General features: G+C 72.7%; 15 protein-coding genes and 2 pseudogenes. 2 read left to right on the top strand and 15 right to left on the bottom strand.

Annotated elements, in window-relative coordinates; translation table 11 throughout:
- Positions 1-20: 20 nt before the first annotated feature.
- The 8 genes and pseudogenes from AB0761_RS30920 to AB0761_RS30885 form a co-directional block, all read right to left on the bottom strand.
- Positions 21-1651 (bottom strand): annotated as a pseudogene (locus tag AB0761_RS30920) (glycoside hydrolase family 13 protein).
- Positions 1652-1767: 116 nt separating this feature from the next.
- The gene (locus AB0761_RS30915; RefSeq protein WP_377272463.1) at positions 1768-2658 is read right to left on the bottom strand and encodes a carbohydrate ABC transporter permease; all 891 of its coding nucleotides are present in this window, start codon (positions 2656-2658) and stop codon (positions 1768-1770) included.
- Between the two features lie 15 nt (positions 2659-2673).
- On the bottom strand, positions 2674-3624 hold the full coding sequence (locus AB0761_RS30910; RefSeq protein WP_377272462.1) for a carbohydrate ABC transporter permease: 951 nt from the start codon (positions 3622-3624) through the stop codon (positions 2674-2676).
- 72 nt (positions 3625-3696) lie between these two features.
- A complete protein-coding gene (locus tag AB0761_RS30905) occupies positions 3697-5115 on the bottom strand; it encodes an ABC transporter substrate-binding protein (protein WP_377272461.1) in 1419 nt (472 codons plus the stop codon).
- Positions 5116-5329: 214 nt separating this feature from the next.
- Positions 5330-6372 (bottom strand): annotated as a pseudogene (locus AB0761_RS30900) (LacI family DNA-binding transcriptional regulator).
- Positions 6373-6557: 185 nt separating this feature from the next.
- Positions 6558-7571 carry a LacI family DNA-binding transcriptional regulator gene (locus AB0761_RS30895; RefSeq protein WP_377272459.1) on the bottom strand — a complete coding sequence of 338 codons (1014 nt, stop codon included), beginning with the start codon at positions 7569-7571 and terminating at the stop codon, positions 6558-6560.
- Positions 7572-7766: 195 nt separating this feature from the next.
- Complete coding sequence (locus tag AB0761_RS30890; protein ID WP_377272458.1) at positions 7767-10709, bottom strand: glycoside hydrolase family 2 TIM barrel-domain containing protein; 2943 nt, start codon at positions 10707-10709, stop codon at positions 7767-7769.
- A gap of 206 nt (positions 10710-10915) precedes the next feature.
- Positions 10916-11473: an NUDIX domain-containing protein gene (locus AB0761_RS30885; protein WP_377272457.1), complete on the bottom strand. Its 558-nt coding sequence runs from the start codon at positions 11471-11473 to the stop codon at positions 10916-10918.
- A gap of 142 nt (positions 11474-11615) precedes the next feature.
- Here AB0761_RS30885 and AB0761_RS30880 point away from each other — a divergent pair, with 142 nt between their 5' ends.
- Complete coding sequence (locus AB0761_RS30880) at positions 11616-12332, top strand: GNAT family N-acetyltransferase (RefSeq protein ID WP_377272456.1); 717 nt, start codon at positions 11616-11618, stop codon at positions 12330-12332.
- Positions 12333-12376: 44 nt separating this feature from the next.
- Positions 12377-12778, top strand: a complete 402-nt coding sequence (locus tag AB0761_RS30875) for a PPOX class F420-dependent oxidoreductase (protein ID WP_377272455.1) — start codon at positions 12377-12379, stop codon at positions 12776-12778.
- 192 nt (positions 12779-12970) lie between these two features.
- Here AB0761_RS30875 and AB0761_RS30870 read toward each other — a convergent pair whose 3' ends face one another.
- From AB0761_RS30870 to egtD, 7 genes are all read right to left on the bottom strand, one after another.
- Positions 12971-15880 (bottom strand): FAD-binding and (Fe-S)-binding domain-containing protein, encoded by a 2910-nt coding sequence (locus tag AB0761_RS30870; RefSeq protein ID WP_377272454.1) that lies wholly within the window; start codon positions 15878-15880, stop codon positions 12971-12973.
- A gap of 130 nt (positions 15881-16010) precedes the next feature.
- Positions 16011-17144, bottom strand: coding sequence for an FAD-dependent monooxygenase (locus AB0761_RS30865; RefSeq protein ID WP_377272453.1), 1134 nt, complete (start codon positions 17142-17144; stop codon positions 16011-16013).
- Between the two features lie 140 nt (positions 17145-17284).
- Positions 17285-17890: an ATP/GTP-binding protein gene (locus AB0761_RS30860; protein ID WP_377272452.1), complete on the bottom strand. Its 606-nt coding sequence runs from the start codon at positions 17888-17890 to the stop codon at positions 17285-17287.
- The gene (locus AB0761_RS30855) at positions 17871-18260 is read right to left on the bottom strand and encodes a DUF742 domain-containing protein (protein WP_377272451.1); all 390 of its coding nucleotides are present in this window, start codon (positions 18258-18260) and stop codon (positions 17871-17873) included. Before AB0761_RS30855 ends, AB0761_RS30860 begins: the two co-directional genes overlap by 20 nt.
- Positions 18257-18691, bottom strand: coding sequence for a roadblock/LC7 domain-containing protein (locus AB0761_RS30850; RefSeq protein ID WP_377272450.1), 435 nt, complete (start codon positions 18689-18691; stop codon positions 18257-18259). Before AB0761_RS30850 ends, AB0761_RS30855 begins: the two co-directional genes overlap by 4 nt.
- Complete coding sequence (locus AB0761_RS30845) at positions 18688-21276, bottom strand: nitrate- and nitrite sensing domain-containing protein (protein ID WP_377272449.1); 2589 nt, start codon at positions 21274-21276, stop codon at positions 18688-18690. Before AB0761_RS30845 ends, AB0761_RS30850 begins: the two co-directional genes overlap by 4 nt.
- A gap of 127 nt (positions 21277-21403) precedes the next feature.
- Entirely contained in the window at positions 21404-22387 is a 984-nt protein-coding gene (gene egtD, locus AB0761_RS30840; RefSeq protein ID WP_377272448.1) for an L-histidine N(alpha)-methyltransferase, read from the bottom strand.
- Positions 22388-22426: the final 39 nt, after the last annotated feature.

Below are 22426 nucleotides of genomic sequence, written 5' to 3'. Positions count from 1 at the left end.
AGGGCCCTCGTCCTCGCGGGTCAGCCCAGCCACACCGCCGCGTCCACCGGCAGCAGGCCGCCGGTCAGCTCGGTACTGGCCAGCAGGGGCTGTGCACCCTCCGGCAACGGCAGCGGGGCGCCGGAGAGATTGACCAGGCAGCGGAAGTCGTCACCGCGGCGGAAGGACAGCACTCCCGGCGCACTCTCCAGCCAGGCGAAGCGCCCCTCACGCAGCGCCGCCACACTGCGGCGCAGCCGCAGCGCGCTGCGGTACAGCTGCAGCATCGAGCCCGGGTCGGCCAGTTGGGCCTCCACGGTGAGGGCGCCCCAGCCGTCGGGCTGCGGCAGCCAGGGGTCCACGCCCTGCTGGGTGAACCCGTACGGCGGCGCGGTGCCCGACCACGGCACCGGGACACGGCAGCCGTCGCGCCCGGGGTCGGTGCCGCCGGAGCGGAAGTGCATCGGGTCCTGGAGCCGGTCCAGGGGCAGGTCCTCGACCTCCGGCAGGCCCAGTTCCTCGCCCTGGTAGAGGTAGACGGCGCCGGGCAGGGCCAGCGAGAGCAGCGCGGCGGCACGCGCCCGGCGCAGGCCGAGCACGGGATCGGTGGGCGTGCCGAAGGCCTTGGCCGCGAAGTCGAACCGGGTGTCGGCGCGGCCGTAGCGGGTGACGGTGCGGGTGACGTCGTGGTTGGCCAGCACCCAGGTGGCCGGGGCACCCACCGGCGCGTGCAGGGCCAGGGTGGTGTCGATGGAGGCGCGCAGCTGGCCGCGTCCCAGGCGCGGGTCATGAAGTCGAAGTTGAAGGCGGTGTGCAGCTCGTCCGGCCGTAGATAGCGGACAAAACGCTCGGCGTCGGGCAGCCACACCTCGCCGATCAGCACTCTGGGGTCGGGGTAGGAGTCCGCGATCCGCCGCCAGGAACGGTAGATCCCGTGCAACTCCTCACGGTCGACAAAGGGGTGGGGGTCGCCGGCCGGATCGAAGTCGGGCAGCGCGGGATCCTTGGCGCAGAGCGCCGCGGAGTCGATGCGGACGCCGGCCGCACCGCGGTCGAACCAGAACCGCAGGACGTCCTCGAACTCGGCGCGGACCTCGGGATGGTCCCAGTTGAGGTCGGGCTGCTGGGTGGCGAAGAGGTGCAGATACCAGTCGCCGGGGGTGCCGCCGGGGTCGGTGGTGCGGGTCCACGGCACCCCGCCGAACTCGGACACCCAGTCGTTGGGCGGCAGTTCGCCGGCCGCACCGCGGCCCGGTCGGAAGTGGAAGCGCTCCCGCTCGGGGCTGCCCGGGGCCGCGGCCAGGGCCGCACGGAACCAGGGGTGGGCGTCCGAGATGTGGTTGGGGACGATGTCGACGATGGTGCGGATGCCCAGGTCCAGCGCCTCGGAGATGAGCTTCTCGGCGTCGGCGAGGGTGCCGAAGGCGGGGTCCACATCACGGTAGTCGGCGACGTCGTACCCGCCGTCGGCCATCGGGGAGGGGTACCAGGGGTTGAACCAGATGGCCTCGACTCCCAGATCGGCGAGGTACGGGAGCCGGTTGCGGATGCCGGCCAGGTCGCCGACACCGTCGCCGTTGCCGTCGGCGAAACTGCGCGGGTACACCTGGTAGATCGCCGCGTCTCGCCACCACCCCGGACGCTGGGGCTGGGGCTGGGGCTGCTGTACCACGGTGGTGGATCCTTTCGGGTACGGACGGATGAAGGCATGGGGGACTGCACCGCCGGCCCGGCCGCGGGGAACGGATGGATGGGGGCCGGCGGCGGCCGGGGCGGGCGGGGACCGCGTCAGCCCTTGAGGCTGCCTGCGGTGAGCCCGGACATGATGTTCCGCTGGAAGATCAGGAAGAAGACCAGCGTGGGCACCGAGGCGATGGCCAGGGCCGCGATGATGACGTTCTGCGGCACTCCGGTGGAGAGCGACCTGATGCCGATGTTGAGCGTCTGGTTGGCCGGGTCGGGCTCCACCAGCATCGGCCAGAGGAAGTCCTTCCAGACGTTGACCACGGCGAAGATGGAGACCACGCCGAGGATCGGGCGCGACATCGGCAGCACCACCGACCACAGGGTGCGCAGCGGACCGGCGCCGTCGATGGCGGCGGCCGACATCAGGTCCGCGGGGATGGAGTCGAAGAAGCGCTTCAACAGAAAGATGTTGAAGGCATTGGCGACGGTGGGCAGCCAGATGGCCCACGGACTGTTGATCAGGTTGAGGTGCAGCACCGGCAGGTCCAGCACGGTCAGGTACTGGGGGACGATCAGCACGGCCGCCGGAATCATCAGGGTGGCCAGCATCATGCCCAGCACGACATTGCCCAGGACCGGGCGGAGCTTGGAGAGCGAGTAGGCCGCCGCGACGTCGAAGACCAGTTGGAAGGCGAGCGCGCCGAAGGCGTAGTAGAGGGTGTTGAACAGCAGCCGGCCCATGGAGAGCCGGCTCCACGCCTGGGTGTAGGTGTCGGTGTGGATGTGCTGCGGGAAGAGGGTCGGCGGGTTCTGGATCACCTCGGCGGTGGACTTCAGACCGCCGGTCACCAGCCAGTAGAGCGGTCCCAGGAAGACCAGGGTGAAGCCCACCACGACCACCGTGAGGACGATCCGGTAGACCACCTTGCCGGTGGGCCGGTTGAGCTGGGTCTGGGAGATCAGGGTGCGGGTCTGTACGGCTTTGGCTGCCACGGGGGGTCGCTCCTCTCAGTCGGTCTCGCGGCTGAGCCGCACATAGACGGCGGAGAACCCGGCGAGCACCAGCAGCATGACCAGGCCCAGCGCGGAGGCGCTGCCGTAGTTGTTGAAGTTGAAGGCGTACTGGTAGACGAGGTAGACGACCGTGGTCGTCGACCCCTGGGGGCCGTTGCCGCCGGTGAGCAGGAAGGGCTCCACGAAGACCTGCATGGTGGCGACGATCTGCAGCAGCAGGAGCAGCGAGAGGATCAGCCGGGTCTGCGGGATGGTGACATGCCAGATCTTGCGCAGCAGCCCGGCCCCGTCGAGTTCGGCCGCCTCGTAGAGCTCGCCCGGGATGGTCTGCAGGGCGGCCAGGTAGATCAGGGTGGCGCCGCCCATGTTCATCCAGGTGGAGGCGATCACCACGGAGAGCATGGCGGTGGAGGTGGAGTTCAGCCAGGCGGAGGTCGGCAGGTGGAAGAAGGCCAGGATGTGGTTGAAGAGGCCGAAGTCCGGGTCGTAGAAGTACTTGAAGAGCAGCACCGAGGCGACGGGCGGCATCATCACCGGCAGATAGACCAGGATCCGCAGATAGGACCGGGCGTGCCGCAGTTCGTTGAGCACGATGGCCACCACGAAGGGGACGGCGAAGCCGAGCAGCAGCGCCAGTCCGGTGTAGAGCAGGGTGTTGCGCCAGGCCTGCCAGAAAGCGGGGTCGTTGAAGATCCGCTGGAGGTTCTCCATGCCCACCCAGGTGGTGGTGCCCCGCCGGGTCTTCTGGAAGCTCATGATCACTTCGCGGACCATGGGGTACCAGGTGAAGAACCCGAAGCAGAGCAGGGCACCCACCAGGAACCCGTATGCGGAGAGGTTCCGGCGCACCTTCTGCACCAGCCCCCTCCGGCCCGGCTCCGGGGGCCCTCCCTCCCCCGGGCCGAGCCCGTTCGCCGCCTTGCCGGGGACGGTGATCGCCGCCATCACTTCTCCTGAGTCGTACCGCTGATCGTCGGTGCGGGGGCCGGCCGCTAGGGCCGGCCCCCGGAGGCGTGGCTACTGCAGGTTGGCCAGCACCTGGTTGACCTGGTTCTCGGCGTCCGAGAGCAGCTTGTCGACGTTGGCGTTCTTGTCGGTCAGCACCGCGGAGACCGGGTTGTCCAGCACCTTGTAGATCTGCTGGGCGTTGGCCGGCTCGGTCTTGCCGGGCACCTGGACGGCCAGGTACGGGGAGTAGTTGGCGACCGGCACGGTGGCGCTCGCCGCCTTCAGCTGGTTGTCCTGGTCCAGGCTGGAGCCGGTGAAGAAGAACGGCTCGGGCAGACCCACCGGGAGGCCGTCGGCCTTGGTGCGGGAGTAGTTGAACTGCCCCTTGCCCATGGTGAGGTACTTGAAGTTGATCCAGGCGATACCGGCCTTGATCTGGTCGGGCGTGGAGCCCGCCTTGAACATGTAGTCGTCACCGCCGAGCAGCGCGGACTTGCCGCCGGGCATCGGGCCCATCCCGTAGTCCTGGTAGTCGCCCTTGAGGGTCTGCACCATGTACGTGATGTCGTCCGGGGCGCCGACGTACATGCCCAGCTTGCCCGCGGCCATCTGGGTCATCAGATCGGGCCACTTGAGGCCCTGGGCCGCGCTCATGGACTTGTCGGTCCACCGCATGTCGTAGAGGTTCTGCAGGACCTGCTTGCCCTCGGCGGTGTTGAAGGCGGCCTTGGAGCCGTCGTCGTTGACCATGGTGCCGCCGAGGCCGTAGAGCTCCGCGGTGAAGTGCCAGCCGCCCTGGTTGGTGGCGCTGTAGTCGCCGTAGCCGTTGACGCCGCCGCCCAGCGCGGCGATCTTCTTGGCGTCCGCGCGGATCTCGTCCCAGGTGGCCGGGGGCTTGTCCGGGTCCAGGCCGGCCTTCTTGAAGAGGCTGCGGCTGTAGAGCAGGCCCATCTTGTAGTTGCTGCGGGGCAGGCCGTAGAGCTTGCCGCCGTCGGTGAGGGTGGCGAGGACCGACGGGTCGATGTCCTTGAAGGCGGGCACGGTCTTCTCGTTGACGTACGCCGAGATGTCCGCCGCGCCGCCGGCGTCCAGCACCTGCTGGAGGTCGGTGAAGTAGGTGTAGAAGACGTCGGTCTGGGTCTTGCCCTGGAGCTGGGCGGTGAACTTGGGGGGCTCCTCGCAGGGCTGGGTGTCCTTGGAGTTGATGGTGACGTTCGGGTAGGTCTTGTTGAACTCCGCGATGTCCTCCGCCCACTCCTTGCGCTCGGCGGTCTTGGTGGTCGGCGGCTGGCAGTCGATGCTGATGGTCACCTTGGTCTTGGGGTCCAGAGGCGTGCCTGCGTCCGAGGACTTGGACGCGCCGGTGTCCCCGGAGCCGGAGCCTCCGCTGCTGCCGCTTCCTGAGCTGCTGCATGCGGCGACCGGGAGGACCAGGCCGGCGACGGCGAGGGCGGTGACCGCTCTGCGGAGCAGCCGGTTTCTGTTCATGCGGGTGGACCCTTCTGCAAGCACGGTGGAGGGAAGGCCCGGACCCGTGCGGGCCTGGGTGGAAGAGCGCAGCTGACGCGTCGTGGGCTCGGCGGGGCTGCGGACTTCGTCCCGACAGTGCGGCCCCTCCGACGCGCCATCACTAAACCATCGCTGTCAGATGACCACAAGATGTCGACGGAAGTTTGCAAAATCACGATATGGAGTTGTGATGTCAGGACGGAGTTCCGTCAGGTGCCGGGGCATGCCGTGAACCGCGCAGCGGACCGCTGCTCGACCGCACCACCAGCTCGGGCTCGAAGAAGATCTCACCCTGCTCCCCCCAGGTCCCCGAAATGGCACCGACCAGCAGGTCCACCACCGTGCGGCCCATGGCGTCGATGGGCTGACGGACCGTGGTCAGGGCGGGGTCGGTGCAGGTCATGAAGGACGAGTCGTCATAACCGACCACCGAGACGTCGTCCGGCACCGAGAGCCCGCGGCGGCGCACCGCCCGGATCGCCCCCAGCGCCAGCGGGTCGCTGGCGCAGACGATGGCGGTGGCGCCGCGCTGCAGCAGCCGGCCCGCGGCCGCCTGGCCGCCCTCCAGGGAGAACATGGTCCGCTCCACCATGTCGTCCGGCAGCGCGGAGCCGCGCCGCCGGCCTGCGCACGGGCCGCGGCCAGCTTGCGGCCGGACGGCACATGGTCCGGCGGGCCCAGCACCATCCCGATCCGCTGATGCCCCAACTGCCGCAGATGGCCCAGTACTTGCTCGACGGCCACCGCGTCGTCGCAGACCACACGGGGGAAGTCCAGGTCGTCGATGGCGGCGTTGAGCAGCACGGTGGGCAGGCCCCGCTCGGCCAGCAGGCCGTAGTGGTCGTGCGGGGCGTCCTGCTGGGCGTAGGCACCGCCGAAGAAGACCACCCCCGAGACCTGCTGCTCCAGCAGCAGGTCCACATAGTCCGCCTCGGAGACACCGCCCGCGGTCTGGGTGCAGAGCACCGGGATGAAGTTCTGCTGGGCGAGGCCGGCCCCGACCACCTCGGCCAGCGCCGGGAAGATCGGGTTCTGCAGCTCCGGGAGCACCATGCCGACCAGCCGGGAGCGCTGGCCGCGCAGTTGGGTGGGGCGCTCGTAGCCGAGCACGTCCAACGCGGTCAGCACGGCGGCGCGGGTGTTCTCCGAGACGCCGGGGCGGTTGTTGAGCACGCGGCTGACCGTCGCCTCGCTCATGCCGACCTTCTTGGCCACTTCTGCAAGTCGTCGAGTCATAGTCCGCAATCCTACGACTAGAATAAGCAATTGGCTTGCATGAGTTTGTCAGGCCGCTGGGCGGCCCCGGCCGGGACAGAGACGGCGGCGGTCGGCCAGGTCTGCCCTGGCCGGCCGCCGCCGTCTGCGCTGCTGCTCTGCTGCTCTTCTGCTCTGTGTGCCGTCCCGTCCGGTCCCGCCGCCCGTCAGCCGCCGGTCGGCGCCGGGCCGGTGGACCTGCGGACCACCAGCTCCGGTTCGAAGAGCAGCTCGTCATGGGTGACCCGGACGCCCGCGATCTCGCCCGCCAGCAGTTCCACCGCGGCCCGGCCCATGGACTCGATCGGCTGACGCACCGTGGTGAGCGGCGGGTCGGTGCAGGTCATGAAGGAGGAGTCGTCATAGCCCACCACCGAGAGGTCCCCCGGGACCGAGAGCCCCCGACGGCGCGCCGCACGAACCGCCCCCAGCGCCAGCGGGTCGCTGGCGCAGACGATCGCCGTGACGCCCTGGTTGAGCAGCCTGGTGGCGGCGGCCTGGCCGCCCTCCAGGGAGAAGAGCGCCCGCTCCACACAGGAGTCCGGCAGTTCGAGGCCGGCGCGCTCGGCGGCGGTCCGTCCGGCCGTCAGCTTGCGGCGGGACGGCACATGGTCCGGCGGGCCCAGCACCATCCCGATCCGCCGGTGCCCCAGCGACACCAGATGCCCCACGGCCTGCTCCACCGCCACCGCGTCGTCGCAGGAGACCCGCGGAAAGTCCAGGTCGTCGATGGCGGCGTTGAGCAGCACGGTCGGCAGGCCGCGCTCGGCCAGCCGGTCATAGTGGTCGTGCGGGGAGTCGGCCTGGGCGTAGAGGCCGCCGAAGAAGACCACACCGGAGACATGCTGCTGAAGCAGCAGATCCACATAGTCCGCCTCGGAGACACCGCCGGCGGTCTGGGTGCAGAGCACCGGGGTGAAGCCCTGCTGGGCCAGTGCCCCGCCCACCACCTCGGCGAAGGCCGGGAAGATCGGGTTCTGCAGCTCGGGCAGCACCAGGCCCACCAGCCGGGCCCGCTCCCCCCGGAGCTGGGTGGGGCGCTCATAGCCGAGCACGTCCAGCGCGGTCAGCACCGCCGCCCGGGTGGACTCGGAGACCCCGGGCTTGTCATTGAGCACACGGCTGACCGTGGCCTCGCTGACCCCGACCTTTCTGGCCACCTCGGCAAGTCGTCGCGTCATGGGCGTAAGCGTACGACATTGACCGTAAGCAGCTTGCAGAAAATGGACAGCGGTCCGACCACGGCATGGGGCCGCCCCACGGGCCCGGCGGGGCTTCGAACGGCCGCTGTTCCCACCGGCTGCCGCACACCCGGCCCGTGCGCACCGGCGGCCGGGCCTGGCCGCCGGTGCACGCGAGCATGGGATGCCGCTCTGCTACGGCTGCTCGACCGGGCCGAGCGCGCTGAAGGTGACGGCGAAGCGGAACGGTGCGACCGTCAACCGGTGGGCGGGCAGCACCCCGGGGCCGCAGGACGCGGAGCCCAGACCGTGGTGGGCGTGGTCCAGGTTGAGGTGGATCCACTCCGGGTCCGGCTCCAGATCGGCCGTGTGCCGGGCGGCGGCCAGCTGCTCGGTGGTCCAGCGGCGCGCGGTGAGGGCGAACTCGGGCTCCCCCTCGATCCGCAGGCCGCCGCCCGCGCCGTCGTACAGCGACGCCTTACGCACCCCGGTGCGGCTGCCGTTCTCCTGCGGCATCACATAGGGCGTCTGCAGGGCGTCCACCGTCGACTCCCAGCTGCCGATTCTGGCCGCCCGGCGGCTGTCCGGGTACGCCTCCCCCGGCCCGCCGCCGAACCAGCGCACCCGGCCCAGCGCCGCCGGCACCGCCAGCCGCACACCGACCCGGGGCAGCGGCACCGGCCACTCCCCCTCCGGTTCCACCTCCACCAGCAGCCGCAGCCGCACCCCGTCGGAGCTCCAGCGGTAGACGGTGCGCAGCCCGGCGTCGGTGGCGGCGGGGGCGACCCTGGTGCGGACCAGCAGTTCACCGTCCTCGACGCGGACCGCGTCGGTGCGGTGCCGCATCCGGTGCAGCCCCAGCCGCCGCCACTGCCCGGCAAGGCGGTCCTGGGGGCGGGCGAGGGTCATCTCGTCGTTGTCGGTGGGCGCCCGCCAGACGTCCAGCCGGGGGCCCAGCACGGTGAGTCCGCCGAGGGTGCGCAGCAGCCCGGTGACGGGGTCGAAGCTGCCCGGCCCCAGCCGCAGCACGGCCGGCTCCCGGTGCGGGACGGCGGTGGGCCGCAGTGCGGGCCTGGTCGGCGCGGGAGCGGCCGGGAACTGCGCCCAGGCCACCTCATGGCCGGCGTCCGCCCAGGCCGTGCCCTCGGCGAGGACCGCGCTGACGGTCCACCAGGCCTCCCCTTCCCGCACCCGGTCGGCCGGCGGCTCCGGCAGCTTGAGTTCGGCGCTCTCCCCCGGCATCAGCACCGGCACCGGCAGCAGCCCCTCGCCGGTGGTCTCCCCGTCGACCTGGTGGACCCAGCGGAAGGCGAGACGGCCGAGGTCGGCGAAGTCATGGCCGTTGGTGATCCGCACTCCCCCGGCGTCCCCGGCCAGCCCCACCGGCTGCACCACCGCCTTGAACTCGGTCAGCCCCGGGGAGGGGGTGCGGTCGGGCAGCAGCAGGCCGTCGCAGACGAAGTTGCCGTCGTGCAGCTCCTCGCCGAAGTCGCCGCCGTAGGCGAACCACTCGCGCCCGTCCGCGCCGCGCTGCCGGATACCGTGGTCGATCCACTCCCAGACGAAGCCGCCCTGGCAGCGGTCATGGGCCGTGAAGAGGTCCTGGTACTCGCTGAGCCCGCCCGGTCCGTTGCCCATCGCATGGGCGTACTCGCAGAGCACAAAGGGCAGGGTGCGGCGGCGGGCGTCCAGCTCCGGGTCGTCCAGCGGCTCCTCGGTGCGCCCGCCGATCGCCTGCACCTCCTGGTGGGAGGCGTACATCCGGCTGTAGACGTCGGTGTCCCGGCAGCTGCGGTCGCCTTCGTAGTGGATCGGCCGGCCGGGGTCGCGGGCCCGGATCCAGTCGGCCATGGCGCCCAGGCCCCGTCCGGTGCCGCACTCGTTGCCGAGCGACCACATGATCACGGCGGGATGGTTCTTGTCCCGCTCCACCATCCGGGCGGCGCGGTCCAGCAGCGCCGGGGTCCAGCGGGGATCGTCCACCGGATTGCCGCGCCAGCCGGTCTCCACGAAGCCGTGGGTCTCCAGGTCGCACTCGTCGACCACCCACAGGCCCAGCTCGTCGCAGAGGTCCAGAAAGGCGGGGTGGGGCGGGTAGTGGCTGGTGCGCACCGCGTTGATGTTGTGCCGCTTCATCAGCAGCAGGTCCTGGCGCATGGCCTCGAACGGCAGCGCACGCCCGTGGTCGGGGTGCCACTCATGCCGGTTGACGCCCCGCAGCAGGATGCGGCGGCCGTTGACGGTGAGCACCCCGTCGACGACGGCCACCGTGCGGAACCCGATCCGCAGCGCCACCCGCTCACCCGGGGCCGCCAGCACCGCGTCGTACAGCCGGGGGGTCTCGGCGGTCCAGGGGTCGACGGCGGCGGTGACGGACCGGCCGGCGGGCAGGTCGGCGATGCCCAGCTCGGGAATGCTCAGCAGGGCGCCGGGGTCGGCGTCCACCCGCAGGGTTCCCAGGCCGGTGCGGTGGTCCCAGCCGGCGTGGACGAAGAGGTCCCGGACGCCGCCGTCCGGGCGGTGCTGCAGGGTGACCTCCCGGAAGACGCCGGGGAGCCACCACATGTCCTGGTCCTCCAGATAGCTGCCGGAGGACCACTGGTGCACCCGCACAGCCAGCACATTGCCGCTGCGGCGCAGCAGCGGCGCCGCGTCGAACTCCACCGGCAGCCGGCTGCCCCGGGAGACGCCCAGCTCCTGGCCGTTGAGCCAGACCCGGCAGCAGGACTCCACGCCCTCGAAGCGCAGCACCGCGCCACCGTCGGAGGGCCAGTCGGCGGGCAGGTCGAACACCAGGCGGTGGTCGCCGGTGGGGTTCTCGTCGGGCACCCGGGGCGGGTCGACCGGGAAGGGGTAGCGGTGGTTGGTGTACGCGGGGGCGCCATGGCCCTGGAGCGGCCAGTGCCCGGGGACGGTGATCTCCGCCCAGTCGGCGTCGTCATGGCCGTCGGCGGCGAAGTGGGCCCGCCGGTCGTGCTCCTCGGCGGTGGCGACGGTCGGCGAGAGCCGGAACCGCCAGCGGCCGCCGAGGTCCAGCCGAGGTGCGGAGGAGCGGAACGCGGCGCGGGGCGGCAGGGCGCCGGTGCCGGGTGAGTACTGCTCGTAGTAGGGGAGGTCGTGGTCGGCTGAGAGGGTCATGCTGCTCCTGGTTCGGGTCCCGTGCGGTGCACAGTCCTTCCTGCCCGGGCGGCGGCGCCTCGCACCCCCCGGCCGGGCCGGATCCGGACGGAGGCGGGGACGGGGACGGGGGGCGGGGACGGTGCGCCGGGTTGCCGGTGGCCCCGGTGCCGGGGCTTTCGGGTGCCGGGGAGTCCGCGTATCGGGGACGTCAACGCCCAGGGGTGTCAGTGCACATGGATGTCGGCGGACCAGTCGTGCGGCCCGGGCGGGGTGTTGCCGGAGATGAAGGCGGTACGGCCACGGTCCCGTACCGCCAGCGCCGCCCGCAGCCGGCGGACCGATCCCGGGGAGAGCAGCCGGTACGCCTCCTCCGGGGTGCACCAGCGGAAGTCCTCCAACTCGTCCGGGGGCAGCCGCACTTCGGTGCCGTCCGGGACGCTGCCGCAGTCGAAGACGAACTGCAGCCCCGGATGGCCGCTGGTCGGACGGACACCGGACTCCCGGCCGTCGACATGCTCGGTCCAGTGCACCGCGGCCAGTCGCACCAGGGTCACTGTCAGTCCGGTCTCCTCGGCGACCTCGCGGACCACGCACTGCGCCGGGTCCTCACCGGGATCGACCGTTCCCCCGGGGAGCGACCAGCGTGTGCGGTAGGTGGGCTTGACGATCAGCAGACGGTCCGAGGCATCGGTGATCAGTGCACCCGAGGCGACATAAGCCCTGGTCAGTCCGGCGAGATACTGGTCGACCGGCAGCAGGCGGGGAGGCTCTGGCGTGTCCACCGCCCCAGTCTGGCACCGCCGGACCCCACCGGTGGGGAGGCCTGCCGGGTCCGGTCACGCCGCGGCCGGTACCGGAATATCCGCGGAGCCGCACGGGTTGTCCCAGGGTCCCCCGGCACCGGTACCAGGAGGTAGGCAGGCCATGCCCGAGGCGCAGCCGAGCGCACCGCACCCGTTGGACAACCCCGTGTGGTGGTCACTGGCCGGGGCGCATGCACATCTGGCCGAACGCCGGGGCGATGCACTGCGCTATCAGCCGGACGTGTCCCCGTTCGGCGCGGTCCCGGCCGAGCCGGACGCCACGGCCTGGGAGGACTTCGCCGCGCTGGCCGCCGCCGAGGCGGCGGTGCCGCTCACCACCGGGGTGGCGGCGCTGCCGCCCGCAGGGTGGCAGACGCTGTTCGCCGTGGACGGGGTGCAGCTGGTGGATGCCGGTGTCGCCGCCGTTCCCGACGAGGAGGCGGTGCTGCTGGGCCCGGCGGATGTCCCGGAGATGCTGGAGCTGACCGCGCGGACCAAGCCCGGCCCGTTTCTGTCGCGGACAGTCGAGATGGGCGACTATCTGGGCATCCGCCGGGGCGGCGCGCTGGTGGCGATGGCCGGTGAGCGGCTGCGTCCCCCCGGCTGGACCGAGATCAGCGCGGTCTGCACCGACCCGGCCTTCCGCGGCCAGGGCCTGGGGACCCGGCTGATCCTCGCGGTCGCCGCCGGTATCCGCGCCCGGGGCGAGACGCCCTTCCTGCACGCCGCGGCCGACAACACCTCGGCGATCCGCCTCTACGAGGCGCTGGGCTTCCGGCTGCGCCGCACCACCGCCTTTGTCGGCGCCCGCCCGCTGGACGGCGTACCCGCTGTCTGAGCAGCCTGCTCCCGCTCCGGCGCGGCCCCGCATAGCCTGACCGCATGACAACCGACGGCAGCACCCTGGAGCAGCTGGGAGCGGGCAAGTACCTGCTCCTCACCACCTACAAGCGGGACGGCTCGACCGTGCCCACCCCGGTGTGGGTGGTGCCGGACGGGAACGCCCTGGGGGTGTGGACGACCGCGGACTCCTGGAAGGTGAAGCGGATCCGCAACCGCGCCGACGTGCTGGTGGCCCCCTGCGACCTGCGGGGCAACCGCAGGGGCGACGACGTCCCCGGCAGCGCCGAGATCCTCGACGCCGCAGGCACCGAGCAGTACCGGGCGCTGCTGGCACGCAAGTACGGGCTGCTCGGCCGGCTGACCCTGCTGGGCAGCCGACTGCGGCGGGGCCGCGAGGGCACCGTCGCCATCCGGGTCGTCCTGCGTGGCGAGGATTCCTGACGGTCCGTCGGATCTCCGGGGCGGCGCAGCCGGCTGCCCTGCGGTGACGGCATGACGGACCAGGGGGCCGCCCCGGAGCCCCCGGTCGTGGTGACCGTCTGCTCCGCCCTGCGCGGCGGGAGCGCGGGTCTTCGTGAGGGCGGGCCGCGGCGGTGGTCCGCCGCGGCCCGCCCTCGCGTTGCGGGGGGCGCCTCAGCCGGTGGGGCCGCCGTCCCGCGGGGCTGCGGCCAGGGCCTCGGCCAGCACCTCGGCGAGGTGCAGGGCGCGGCGGCCGTCCGCGAGTTGGGCGATCTGGGTGCGGCAGCTGAAGCCGTCGGCGAGGACCAGGGTGTCGGGGTCGGCGGCGCGCACCTCGGGAAGCAGAACCCGTTCGGCGGCGGCCCGGGAGACCTCGTAGTGGCCGCGCTCATAGCCGAAGTTGCCGGCCAGGCCGCAGCAGCCGGAGTCCAGGTGCCGGTTGTCCAGGCCGAGCCTGGCGGTGACCCGGCGGTCGGCCTCGGTCCCCAGTGCGGCGTGCTGGTGGCAGTGGACCTGGGTGATGGCGCTGCCGGGGCGGGCCGGAAGGGCCGCGGCGTGCCGGTCCACCGTCTCGGCGAAGGTGGCGACCCGGCCGGCCAGGCTGCGTGCGGCGTCGCTGCCGAGCAGAGCGGGGAGTTCGTCGCGCAGCGCGGTGGTGCAGCTGGGTTCCAGGCCGACCACCGGAATGTCCGGCGGCAGGGTGCCTACGGTGCGGCGCAGCACCCGGCGGGCGGTGGTGAGCTGCCCGGTGGAGATCCAGGTGAGGCCGCAGCAGACGGGCCGGTCGGGGATCTCCACGGCGTAGCCCAGCTGCTCCAGCACGGTGACCGCGGCGCGGGGGATGTGCGGTTCGAGGCGGTCGGAGAAGGTGTCGGGCCAGAGCAGCAGCCGGGGTGCGCCCGGGTCGGCGGGGTGCTGGGCGCGGTGGCGGCGGAACCAGCGGGTGAACGTCTCGGCGGGCAGCGGGGGCAGCGGCCGTTCCGGGGCGATCCCGGCGAGCCGTTTGAGGGCGGCGGACAGCGCGGGTGAGCGGCCCACCCGGTTGACCGCGCCGGGGGCACGGCCGGCGATCCGCAGCCAGAGCGGCAGCCAGCCGAGGGCGTAGTGCGCGGCCGGGCGGATCCGGCGGCGGTAGTGGTGGTGCAGGAACTCCGCCTTGTAGGTGGCCATGTCGACCTGGACGGGGCACTCCCCGGCGCAGCCCTTGCAGGCCAGGCAGAGGTCCAGTGCCTCGTGCACCTCACGGGACCGCCAGCCGTCGGGGACGGCGTCGCCGCGCAGCATCTCGGCCAGCAGCCGCGCCCGGCCCCGGGTGGAGTGGCGCTCCTCCCCGGTGACCATGTAGCTGGGGCACATCACTCCGGTGGAGGTGTCCAGGCACTTGGCGACGCCGACGCAGCGGTGCACGGCCTTGGCGAGGCTGCCGTCGTCCGCCGCGTAGGGGAAGACCAGGGGCAGCCTGCGGTCGGGCAGTCCGGCGAGCCGCAGATCGGCGTCGAGTGGGCGGGGGTCGACCAGGTTGCCGGGGTTGAGGAGGTTCTCCGGGTCCCAGATCTGCTTGAAGCGGCGGAAGAGGGCGATCAGCTCGGGCGGGTACATCCGGGGCAGCAGTTCGGCGCGGGCCTGGCCGTCGCCGTGCTCGCCGGAGAGCGAGCCGCCATGGGCGACGGCCAGGTCGGCGGCCTCCTCCAGGAAGCGGCGGAAGGAGGCGCGGCCCTCCGGGCGGGCCAGTGCGAAGTCGATCCGCAGATGGACGCAGCCCTCACCGAAGTGGCCGTAGGGCACACCCTTCAACTGATGGTTCGTCAGCAGTGCTCGCAGTCCGCGCAGATAGCTGCCGAGCCGCTCGGGCGGTACGGCGGAGTCCTCCCAGCCGGGCCAGGCCTCGGCGCCTCCGGGCAGCCGGGTGACGATGCCCGCGCCCGCCTCCCGTACCGCCCACAGCTGGCGCTGCTCGGCCGGGTCGGCGACCACGCGGACGGCGGCGGTGCGCTGTTCGCCGCGGACCGCCGCAGCCAGGGCGCGGGCGCTCTCCTCGGCCTCGGCCGGGGTGTCCGCGCCGACCTCCATGAACAGCCAGGCCTGCCCGGCGGGCAGCCGGTCCAGCGCCGGCGGGCGGCGGCCGGCAGCCTGCAGCGCCGCGATCAGGTCGGCCCCCATGCCCTCCATGGTCAGCGGGCGGTACGGCAGCAGCGCGGGTACCGCGTCGGCGGCGGCCGTCTCGTCCGGGTAGCCGGCGACCACCAGGGCGCGGGCGGCCGGCGCCGGGGTGAGCCGCACGGTGGCGCCCAGCAGGACGGCGCAGGTGCCCTCGGTGCCGGTGAGCGCCCTGGCCAGATCGTGGCCCCGCTCGGGGAGCAGGGCGTCCAGGGCGTATCCGGAGCCCCGGCGGGGCAGGGTGGGAAAGCCCTGCCGCAGCAGCGCGAGGTGGCCGGCGGCGAGGTCCTGGAGGTCCCGGTGGAGGGCGCCGACACGTCCTGGCCGGCTCCGCAGCCGGGCCCGCTGCTCGGGGGTGGTGGGGCCGCCGACGGTGAGTTCGGTGCCGTCGGCGAGCAGCAGGTCCAGCGATTCCACCGTGTCCGAAGTGCGGCCCCAGGCGAGGGAGTGGGAGCCGCAGGAGTCGTTGCCGATCATGCCGCCGATGGTGCAGCGGCTGTGGGTGGAGGGGTCCGGGCCGAAGGTGAGGCCGTGCGGGCGGGCGGCGGCCCGCAGGGTGTCCAGTACCGCCCCGGGCTCCACGCGGGCGGTGCGGCGGTCGGGGTCGATCTCCAGGACCCGGTCGAGGTGCCGGCGGAAGTCCATCACCAGCGCTCCGGGGCCGATCGCCTGCCCGCCGATGCTGGTGCCGGCGCCGCGGGCGACCAGCGGCACCCCGTGTTCGCGGCAGAGCGCCACCGCGGCCCTGACGTCGTCCAGGTCCGCGGGCTTGACCACACCGGCCGGCAGCTGGCGGTAGTTGGAGGCGTCATGGCTGTACACGGTGCGTTCGGCGGCGCCGAACCGGACCTCGCCGCGCAGCCGGGCGTGCAGCGCCTCCCGCAGGGCCGTGTGCTGCTCGGTGGCGGCGTTGTGCCGACGGGTCATGGGCGGCCTCCTGCCGGTGGGACTGCCCGGTCATGCTCGCACGGCGGTGACCGGCGGTCCGCTCGGCGCCGCCGTGCGCAACCGGGCCCCGCCGCCTCCGGTGGGACGGGGCCCGGTCGCGCATCCCGGCTCAGTACGGCTGGACGAGGTGGTGGGCGGCGCCGGGGATGCCGACCTTGAGCAGCTCGTCGTCCTCGGGGGTGGTGGGCTGGCCGGTCTCCTGGCGGAGGACGGCACGGGAGAGGCTCTGGACCCACAGAGCCCGGGGCCGGCGGCGCTCCTCCCAGGCCGCGAGGGCCTGCGGCAGGGTCTCGGCGCGCTCCAGCTCCTGGGCGAGGACCAGCGCGTCCTCCACCGCCATGGCGCCGCCCTGGGCCAGGTGCGGGGTGGAGGCGTGGGCGGCGTCACCGGCGATGACGATCCGGCCGCGGTGCCAGGGGGCGTCCACGGTGACCTGGGAGATCCGGTTGTAGACCACGTGCTCGGGCCCGGTGATCTGCTCCAGCGCACGGGCGATCGCGCCGCCGAAGCCGGTGACCCGCTCCTTGAACTGCTCGTGCGCCCGCTCCGGGTCGGGCCGGAAGCCGGGGTCCTCGGCGTTGACCGAGGCGATGTACATGGACTCCTCGGAGATCGCGGTGAGCAGCGCCTTGACGTCGCGGTTGCCGGTGCTCATCACCACGCCCCGCACCTCGGGGTCGCGGGGCACGGTGGCCCGCCAGTTGGCGAAGCCGGTGTACTCCGGCTCGTAGGCGTCGCCGTAGAGCCTGCGGCGCAGCGGGGAGCCGATGCCGTCGAAGCCGACGACCAGGTCCCAGCGGCCCTCGGTGCCGTCGGCCAGCACGACCTGGACGCCGCCGTCGTCCTCGGTGAGGTCGGCGATGGTGGTGCCGCGGCGGATGCGGGCTCCGGCCTTCTCCGCGGCCCGGGTGAGCAGCGCGGACAGCTCGGGCCGGGGGATGCCGTTGGAGGCGGGGGCGCCGTCCATGCGGGGCTGCGGGATCTGGGCGACCACCTCGCCGCGCGGGTCGCAGATGGTGAGGAGGTCCGCCTCGAAGCCGGCCGCCAGGCACTCGTCCAGCACACCGATCTCCCGCATCACATGCAGGGCGTTGGACTGCTGGATGATGCCGACGCCGAGCGCTCCGTCGTCCTCGCGCAGCTCGACGACGTCCACCTGCACGCCGCGCAGGCCGAGGGCGACGGCGAGGGTGAGTCCGCCGATGCCGCCGCCGTGGACGAGGACGCGCTCTGCTACGGCCATGGGTGTTCTTCCTCCGGTGAGGTGGACGGGGTGGGCGGTGGGGTGGACGGGGTGGGCGGTGAGGTGGACAGGGATGGGCGGTGAGGTGGACAGGGATGGGCGGGGCTGCGGTGGTGCGGCCGGTGGTGGGTGCGCCGGGTTCAGCCGACGGGTTCGGGCACCGGGGCCTGAAGGGTCATCAGATGCTCGACCAGGGACAGCAGCAGGTCGCGGGCGTCATGCCGCTCGCGTACGTCGACCAGCTGCAGCGGCACCCCGGGGTCGAGGTCGAGGGCTTCGCGGATCTCGTCCGCGGTGCGGTCGCGGACGCCGTTGAAGCAGTTGACGCCGACCACGAAGGGGATGCCGCGGCTCTCGAAGAAGTCGATGGAGGCGAAGCTGGTCTCCAGCCTGCGGGTGTCGGCCAGCACGACGGCGCCGAGCGCCCCGTTGACCAGGTCGTTCCACATGAACCAGAACCGCTCCTGGCCGGGTGTGCCGAAGAGGTACACCACCAGGTCGGGGGTGACCGTGATCCGGCCGAAGTCCAGGGCGACCGTGGTGGTGGCCTTGTCCGCCACCCCTTCCAGGTCGTCGACGCCGATGCTGGCGCGGGTCATGTACTCCTCGGTGCGCAGCGGCGGCACCTCGCTGACCGAGCTCACCATCGTGGTCTTGCCGACGCCGAAGCCGCCGGCGATCAGCACCTTGACCGCCGCGGGTGCACCGCCTGCGGCCGCTCCGTTGTCAGAGCCTGCGGAGCCCATCCCTCACCGCCCGAAGTATCGTCATGTCCACTCCGCCCCGGGCGATCGCCAGGGGCGGTCGGGCCGTCACCCGGCCCAGGGCGACCAGGTCGCCGATCAGGATCTTGGTCACCGACACCGGGAGGTCCAGTTCGGCTGCGACCTCCGCCACCGCGGCAGGACGCCGGCAGTGCTCGACGATCGCCCGGTGCTCCGGCTGGAGTGCCCGGGTGCCGCCCGGCGGTACCTGCTCCGGATCGACCGTGGTGACGACGGTGATCAGACTGAGGTCTCCGCGGTCGGACGCGGTGCGTCCGCGAGTGATCGTATAGGGCCTGACCAGCGAGTCGTCGCCGTCATCGGCTTCGAGGTCGTCCGTCCAGTGGTTCACCCACGTCCACCTCCGTCGGCGGCCCCGGCATCCTGCCGCGCCTCGGTGCCGAGCTTCTGGCCCACCTGCTGGACGAGGGTGTGCATGGCCACCGCCATCACCTCGGCATCGACGTCCTGGGAGGCCACCACGGCGAGGTGGGTGCCGCGTCCCGCCGCGGTGACGAAGAGCCAGAGTTCGGCCATCTCCACGATGACCTGGTGCACCGGGCCGCCCCCGAAGAGCTCGCCGATGCCGCGGGCGAGGCTCTGCTGCCCGGTGGCGACGGCGGCCAGCCGCTCCGCGTCGGTGCGGTCGATGGCTCGGGACTGGCTGACCACCAGGCCGTCGTCGGAGAGCAGCACCGCGTGCCTGCTGCCCTGCACCTGGTCGACCAGCCCGTCCAGCAGCCAGTCCAGGTCGTGGTCGGTGGCGGTGGTTCGTGTCGTCATCCTCGGTCTTCCGTCCTGGGCCGGTTGGCTTCGGGCGCACTCGCGCCTGTGGTGGTCTGGTCGTCGGTCCCGGCGGCCTGCCGGGCGATGCGGGACTGCCGCTGGAAGGCGCCGATGGCCGGGCCGAAGCGGGTGGGCCCGGCCCGCAGCGAGAGGGTGTCCCGCGAGGGGTCGGCCGGCCGTGCGGCCGGCTCCCGGAGCTCGTCGACGAGGCTCGCCTGGCGCACCCGCTTGGGCAGCGGCGCCCTGGCCGCACCGGACGACACGGCGACGGTCACGGGGTCGGGCGCCGGCGGGGCGGCCGCCACCACGGCGGGCTCGGGCGTACGGGCGGCGACGGCCTCGGCCATGGCCCGGCCCCGGGAGCGCGAAGGCAGGCCGTCGGCGGAGGTCCCGGCCGGGTCCCCGGGTGGCTCGGCGGCCCCGGCCGGGGCGGCCGGCGCGACGGTCTCCCCGGTGCGGCGGGTGAAGGTGTCCAGGGTGGTGCTGACCAGTTCGGAGAAGTCCTCCCGCCCGGCGGACCAGACGTCCTCCTCGATGTCCTCGGGCAGCGTTCCCTCCGGGGCCTCCTCGGGTTGCGGGACCACGGCCAGGACGGGTGGCTCGGCGGCTGCGGGGACCGGCCCGGTGTCCGGGTCGACGGCCCCCAGCTCGGCCGGGATCAGCACGATCACCCGGGTGCCGCCGAAGGCGGAGGCCCGGAACTCCACCCGCAGCTCCAGGGTGGCGGCCAGCCGCGCCACCACATAGAGGCCCAGCCGCGCGTCGTCGGCCCGGGTGACCACGTCCATCTCCGGCGGGTCGGCCATCATCGCGTTCGCCTCGGCGAGCTGCTCGGGCTCCATGCCCAGGCCCCGGTCCTCGATCTCCACCGCGACGCCCCGGCCGACCGTGCCGGCCCGGACCTCCACGGGGGTGGGCGGCTTGGAGAAGGACACCGCGTTCTCCATCAGCTCGGCGAGCACATGGACCACCGGTCCCACCGCGCGCTCGGCCAGCCAGGGCCGCCCCTCCACCTCGATGTGCACCCTGCGGTAGTCCTGCACCTCGCCCTGGGCCGCGCGCAGCACATCCAGCAACCGCACCGGCTTGCGCCAGCGGCGCTGCGGCTGGCCGCCGCCGAGGATCACCAGGTTCTCCTCGTAGCGGCGCAGCCGGGCGGTCAGATGGTCCAGGTCGAAGAGCCCCTCCAGCACCTCGGGGTCCTCGTGGCGGTGCTCCATCTCATTGAGCTTCTTCAGCTGAAGCCCGATCAGCAGCTGGGTGCGGCGGGCGATCCGCTGCAGCAGCCGCTCGAAGCCGCGGTGCTGCTCGGCCTGCCGCAGGGCGGTCTCCATCGCGGTGCGGCGGGCCTGGTCCAGGGCCTCCTCCAGCCGGCTGAGCTCGTCGCGGCCGCGGCGGACCTCGGTGAACTCGCCGGACAGGTCCACGGTCTCGCCGGTGCTGAGCCGGTCGACCAGGGCGGGCAGGGTGGACTGCACCCGCAGCGCCTGGTCGCGCAGCGAGAAGACCCGGCGGCGCAGGGTGGTGGTGAGCCGTACGCTGATCAGCACCACCACCAGCACCCCGGCCAGGCCGACCGCACTGGTGATGATCAGCCGGGTCTTCAGGGCGGCCACGCTGTCGTCGCCGAAGGCGCTGGTCCCCAGGGTGCGGTGCTGGATCAGCTGCTGGAGCTCGGGGTCGATCTGGTCGACGTATCCCCGCCACTGGGTGACCACACCGGCGGGGATGTAGACCTTGGTGCCGCCGGCGTAGGTCCTGGCGTGCACGACCGTGCGCTCCAGGGAGTCCTTGCCCTGCCAGGCCGAGGACTCGGTGAGCGCGGTGTACATCTGCTGCTCGGCGTCGGTGAGGTACGGCGCCACCCGGCTGTCCAGGGTGAAGTCCTGGGCGCCGATCCAGCCGGTCAGCTGGCGGTGCTCCTCCACGTCCAGCGCACGGCCCGGGGCGATCCGGGAGAGCATGGCGTCCTCGCGGGAGAGCATCTCCTTGGCCCAGAAGGCGTCGACCAGCGGCCTGGCCATGTAGCCGAGCTGTCCGTTGTCCACGTCGCTGAGCGCGTTGAACAGCTGGAGGTCCGTCTCGATCAGGTCGGTGTAGTAGGCGAAGGTGGCCTGCTGGGTCGCCGAGTGGCGGTCCACGCCCGAGCGGAAGTCGGCGAGCCTGCCCATCTCCTTGCGGGTCGTGGCGACGGCGTCGCGCAGCTCCCGCGGTGCGTCGCCCACCTGGATACCGGAGAGCGACTGGAAGGCCGCCACCGCCTGGTCGGTGCGCTGCCGCTGCGCCAGCAGCGCATCCCTGGACCCCTTGGGGTCGGCCAGTGCGGCCGCGCTCAGCCGGCGCTCCTGCTGGAGGTTGAAGTAGACCAGGTTGGAGGGGAAGCCCGCCTTGTAGGCCAGGGTGTTCTGCGCCCGCTGGGTGCGCCAGTCGGCGTACAGGCGCTCCGAGCTCACCGCCCAGAGCGCCGCCACCGCGATACTGGGGACGAGTGCCAACAGCAGCAGGACCATCCGCAGGGAGCCGAGCCGGGACGGTGCCCGGCTCTGGGCAGGCCGATCCGAAGCACGCGTACGCAGCGCCATGTCTCCCCAGCAACGGTCGCTCGACGGCAGCCGCTCCTGACGTGCGGCCAGTGACGCTGGCGATCCTAGCCACACAAGGTGTCCACATTGAAACGTACGAGCGGTACGTGTGGTGCTGCTGTGGGGATCAGACGGTCCGTCGGGGAACCGCGAGGGAGAGGCCGAACCGCTCCTCCGGATCGGTCCACCAGTGGCTGAGGGTCAGCCCGGCGGCGGCCAGTTCGGCGGCGACGCCGCGGCGGCGGAACTTGGCGGAGACCTCGGTGCGCAGCTCCTCGCCCTCGGCGAAGGGAACCGCCAGGTCCAGGGCGCGGACCTTCACGGTCTGCTCACGGCGGGAGCGCAGCCGCATCTCGATCCACTCGGACTCGGCGTTCCAGCGGGCGACATGGGTGAAGGCGGCGGGGTCGAAGTCCGCGCCCAGCTCCCGGTTGAGGACCAGGAGGACGTTCTTGTCGAACTCCGCCGTGACACCTGCCGCGTCGTCGTAGGCGGCGACCAGCACGGCGGTGTCCTTCACCAGGTCGGTGCCGAGGAGCAGCGCGTCGTCGGGCCCCAGCTGGGTCCGCAGCGCGGCGAGGAAGGCGGCACGCTCGGCGGGCAGCAGGTTCCCCACCGTGCCCCCGAGGAAGGCCACCAGCCGCGGCCCGCGGGTGGGCGGCAGCTCCAGGGTGGCGGTGAAGTCGGAGACCACGGCGTGCACCGTGAGGCCCGGGTACTCCCCGGTGAGTGCCTGCCCGGCGTCCAGCAGCGCGCTGTCGCTGACGTCGACCGGGATGTACGCCTCCAGGGTGCCCGGGTCGCGCAGGGCGTCCAGCAGCAGCCGGGTCTTCTCCGAGGAGCCCGAGCCCAGCTCGATCAGGGTGCGGGCACCGGTGGCCTCGGCGATCTCCGCGGCGCGGGCGGTGAGGATGGCCCGCTCGGCGCGGGTGGGGTAGTACTCGGGCAGCCGGGTGATCTCCTCGAACAGCTCACTGCCCCGGGCGTCGTAGAACCACTTGGGCGGCAGCCACTTGGGGTCGGCGGTCAGCCCGAGCCGTACGTCGTGGCGCAGTGCGGCCTCGAAGTGGTCGGCCGGCAGCTGGCGGGTCAGGTCGAAGGCGCTGGTCATGGCGGAACGTCCTCTCGCGCGGGAAACGGTGGTGGGTGC

Source organism: Peterkaempfera podocarpi (assembly GCF_042466665.1).
In the GTDB taxonomy this organism is placed as follows: domain Bacteria; phylum Actinomycetota; class Actinomycetes; order Streptomycetales; family Streptomycetaceae; genus Peterkaempfera; species Peterkaempfera podocarpi.
This window is presented reverse-complemented; position numbering and strand designations above follow the sequence as displayed.

Bases quoted from the DNA above. Each gene is read 5' to 3' on its own strand.
- AB0761_RS30870 (WP_377272454.1), bottom strand. From the start codon at position 15,880: ATGACCCGTCGGCACAACGCCGCCACCGAGCAGCACACGGCCCTGCGG.
- AB0761_RS30905 (WP_377272461.1), bottom strand. From the start codon at position 5,115: ATGAACAGAAACCGGCTGCTCCGCAGAGCGGTCACCGCCCTCGCCGTC.
- AB0761_RS30865 (WP_377272453.1), bottom strand. From the start codon at position 17,144: ATGGCCGTAGCAGAGCGCGTCCTCGTCCACGGCGGCGGCATCGGCGGA.
- AB0761_RS30895 (WP_377272459.1), bottom strand. From the start codon at position 7,571: ATGACGCGACGACTTGCCGAGGTGGCCAGAAAGGTCGGGGTCAGCGAG.
- AB0761_RS30875 (WP_377272455.1), top strand. From the start codon at position 12,377: ATGACAACCGACGGCAGCACCCTGGAGCAGCTGGGAGCGGGCAAGTAC.
- AB0761_RS30910 (WP_377272462.1), bottom strand. From the start codon at position 3,624: ATGGCGGCGATCACCGTCCCCGGCAAGGCGGCGAACGGGCTCGGCCCG.
- AB0761_RS30845 (WP_377272449.1), bottom strand. From the start codon at position 21,276: ATGGCGCTGCGTACGCGTGCTTCGGATCGGCCTGCCCAGAGCCGGGCA.
- AB0761_RS30850 (WP_377272450.1), bottom strand. From the start codon at position 18,691: ATGACGACACGAACCACCGCCACCGACCACGACCTGGACTGGCTGCTG.
- AB0761_RS30890 (WP_377272458.1), bottom strand. From the start codon at position 10,709: ATGACCCTCTCAGCCGACCACGACCTCCCCTACTACGAGCAGTACTCA.
- egtD (WP_377272448.1), bottom strand. From the start codon at position 22,387: ATGACCAGCGCCTTCGACCTGACCCGCCAGCTGCCGGCCGACCACTTC.
- AB0761_RS30860 (WP_377272452.1), bottom strand. From the start codon at position 17,890: ATGGGCTCCGCAGGCTCTGACAACGGAGCGGCCGCAGGCGGTGCACCC.
- AB0761_RS30880 (WP_377272456.1), top strand. From the start codon at position 11,616: ATGCCCGAGGCGCAGCCGAGCGCACCGCACCCGTTGGACAACCCCGTG.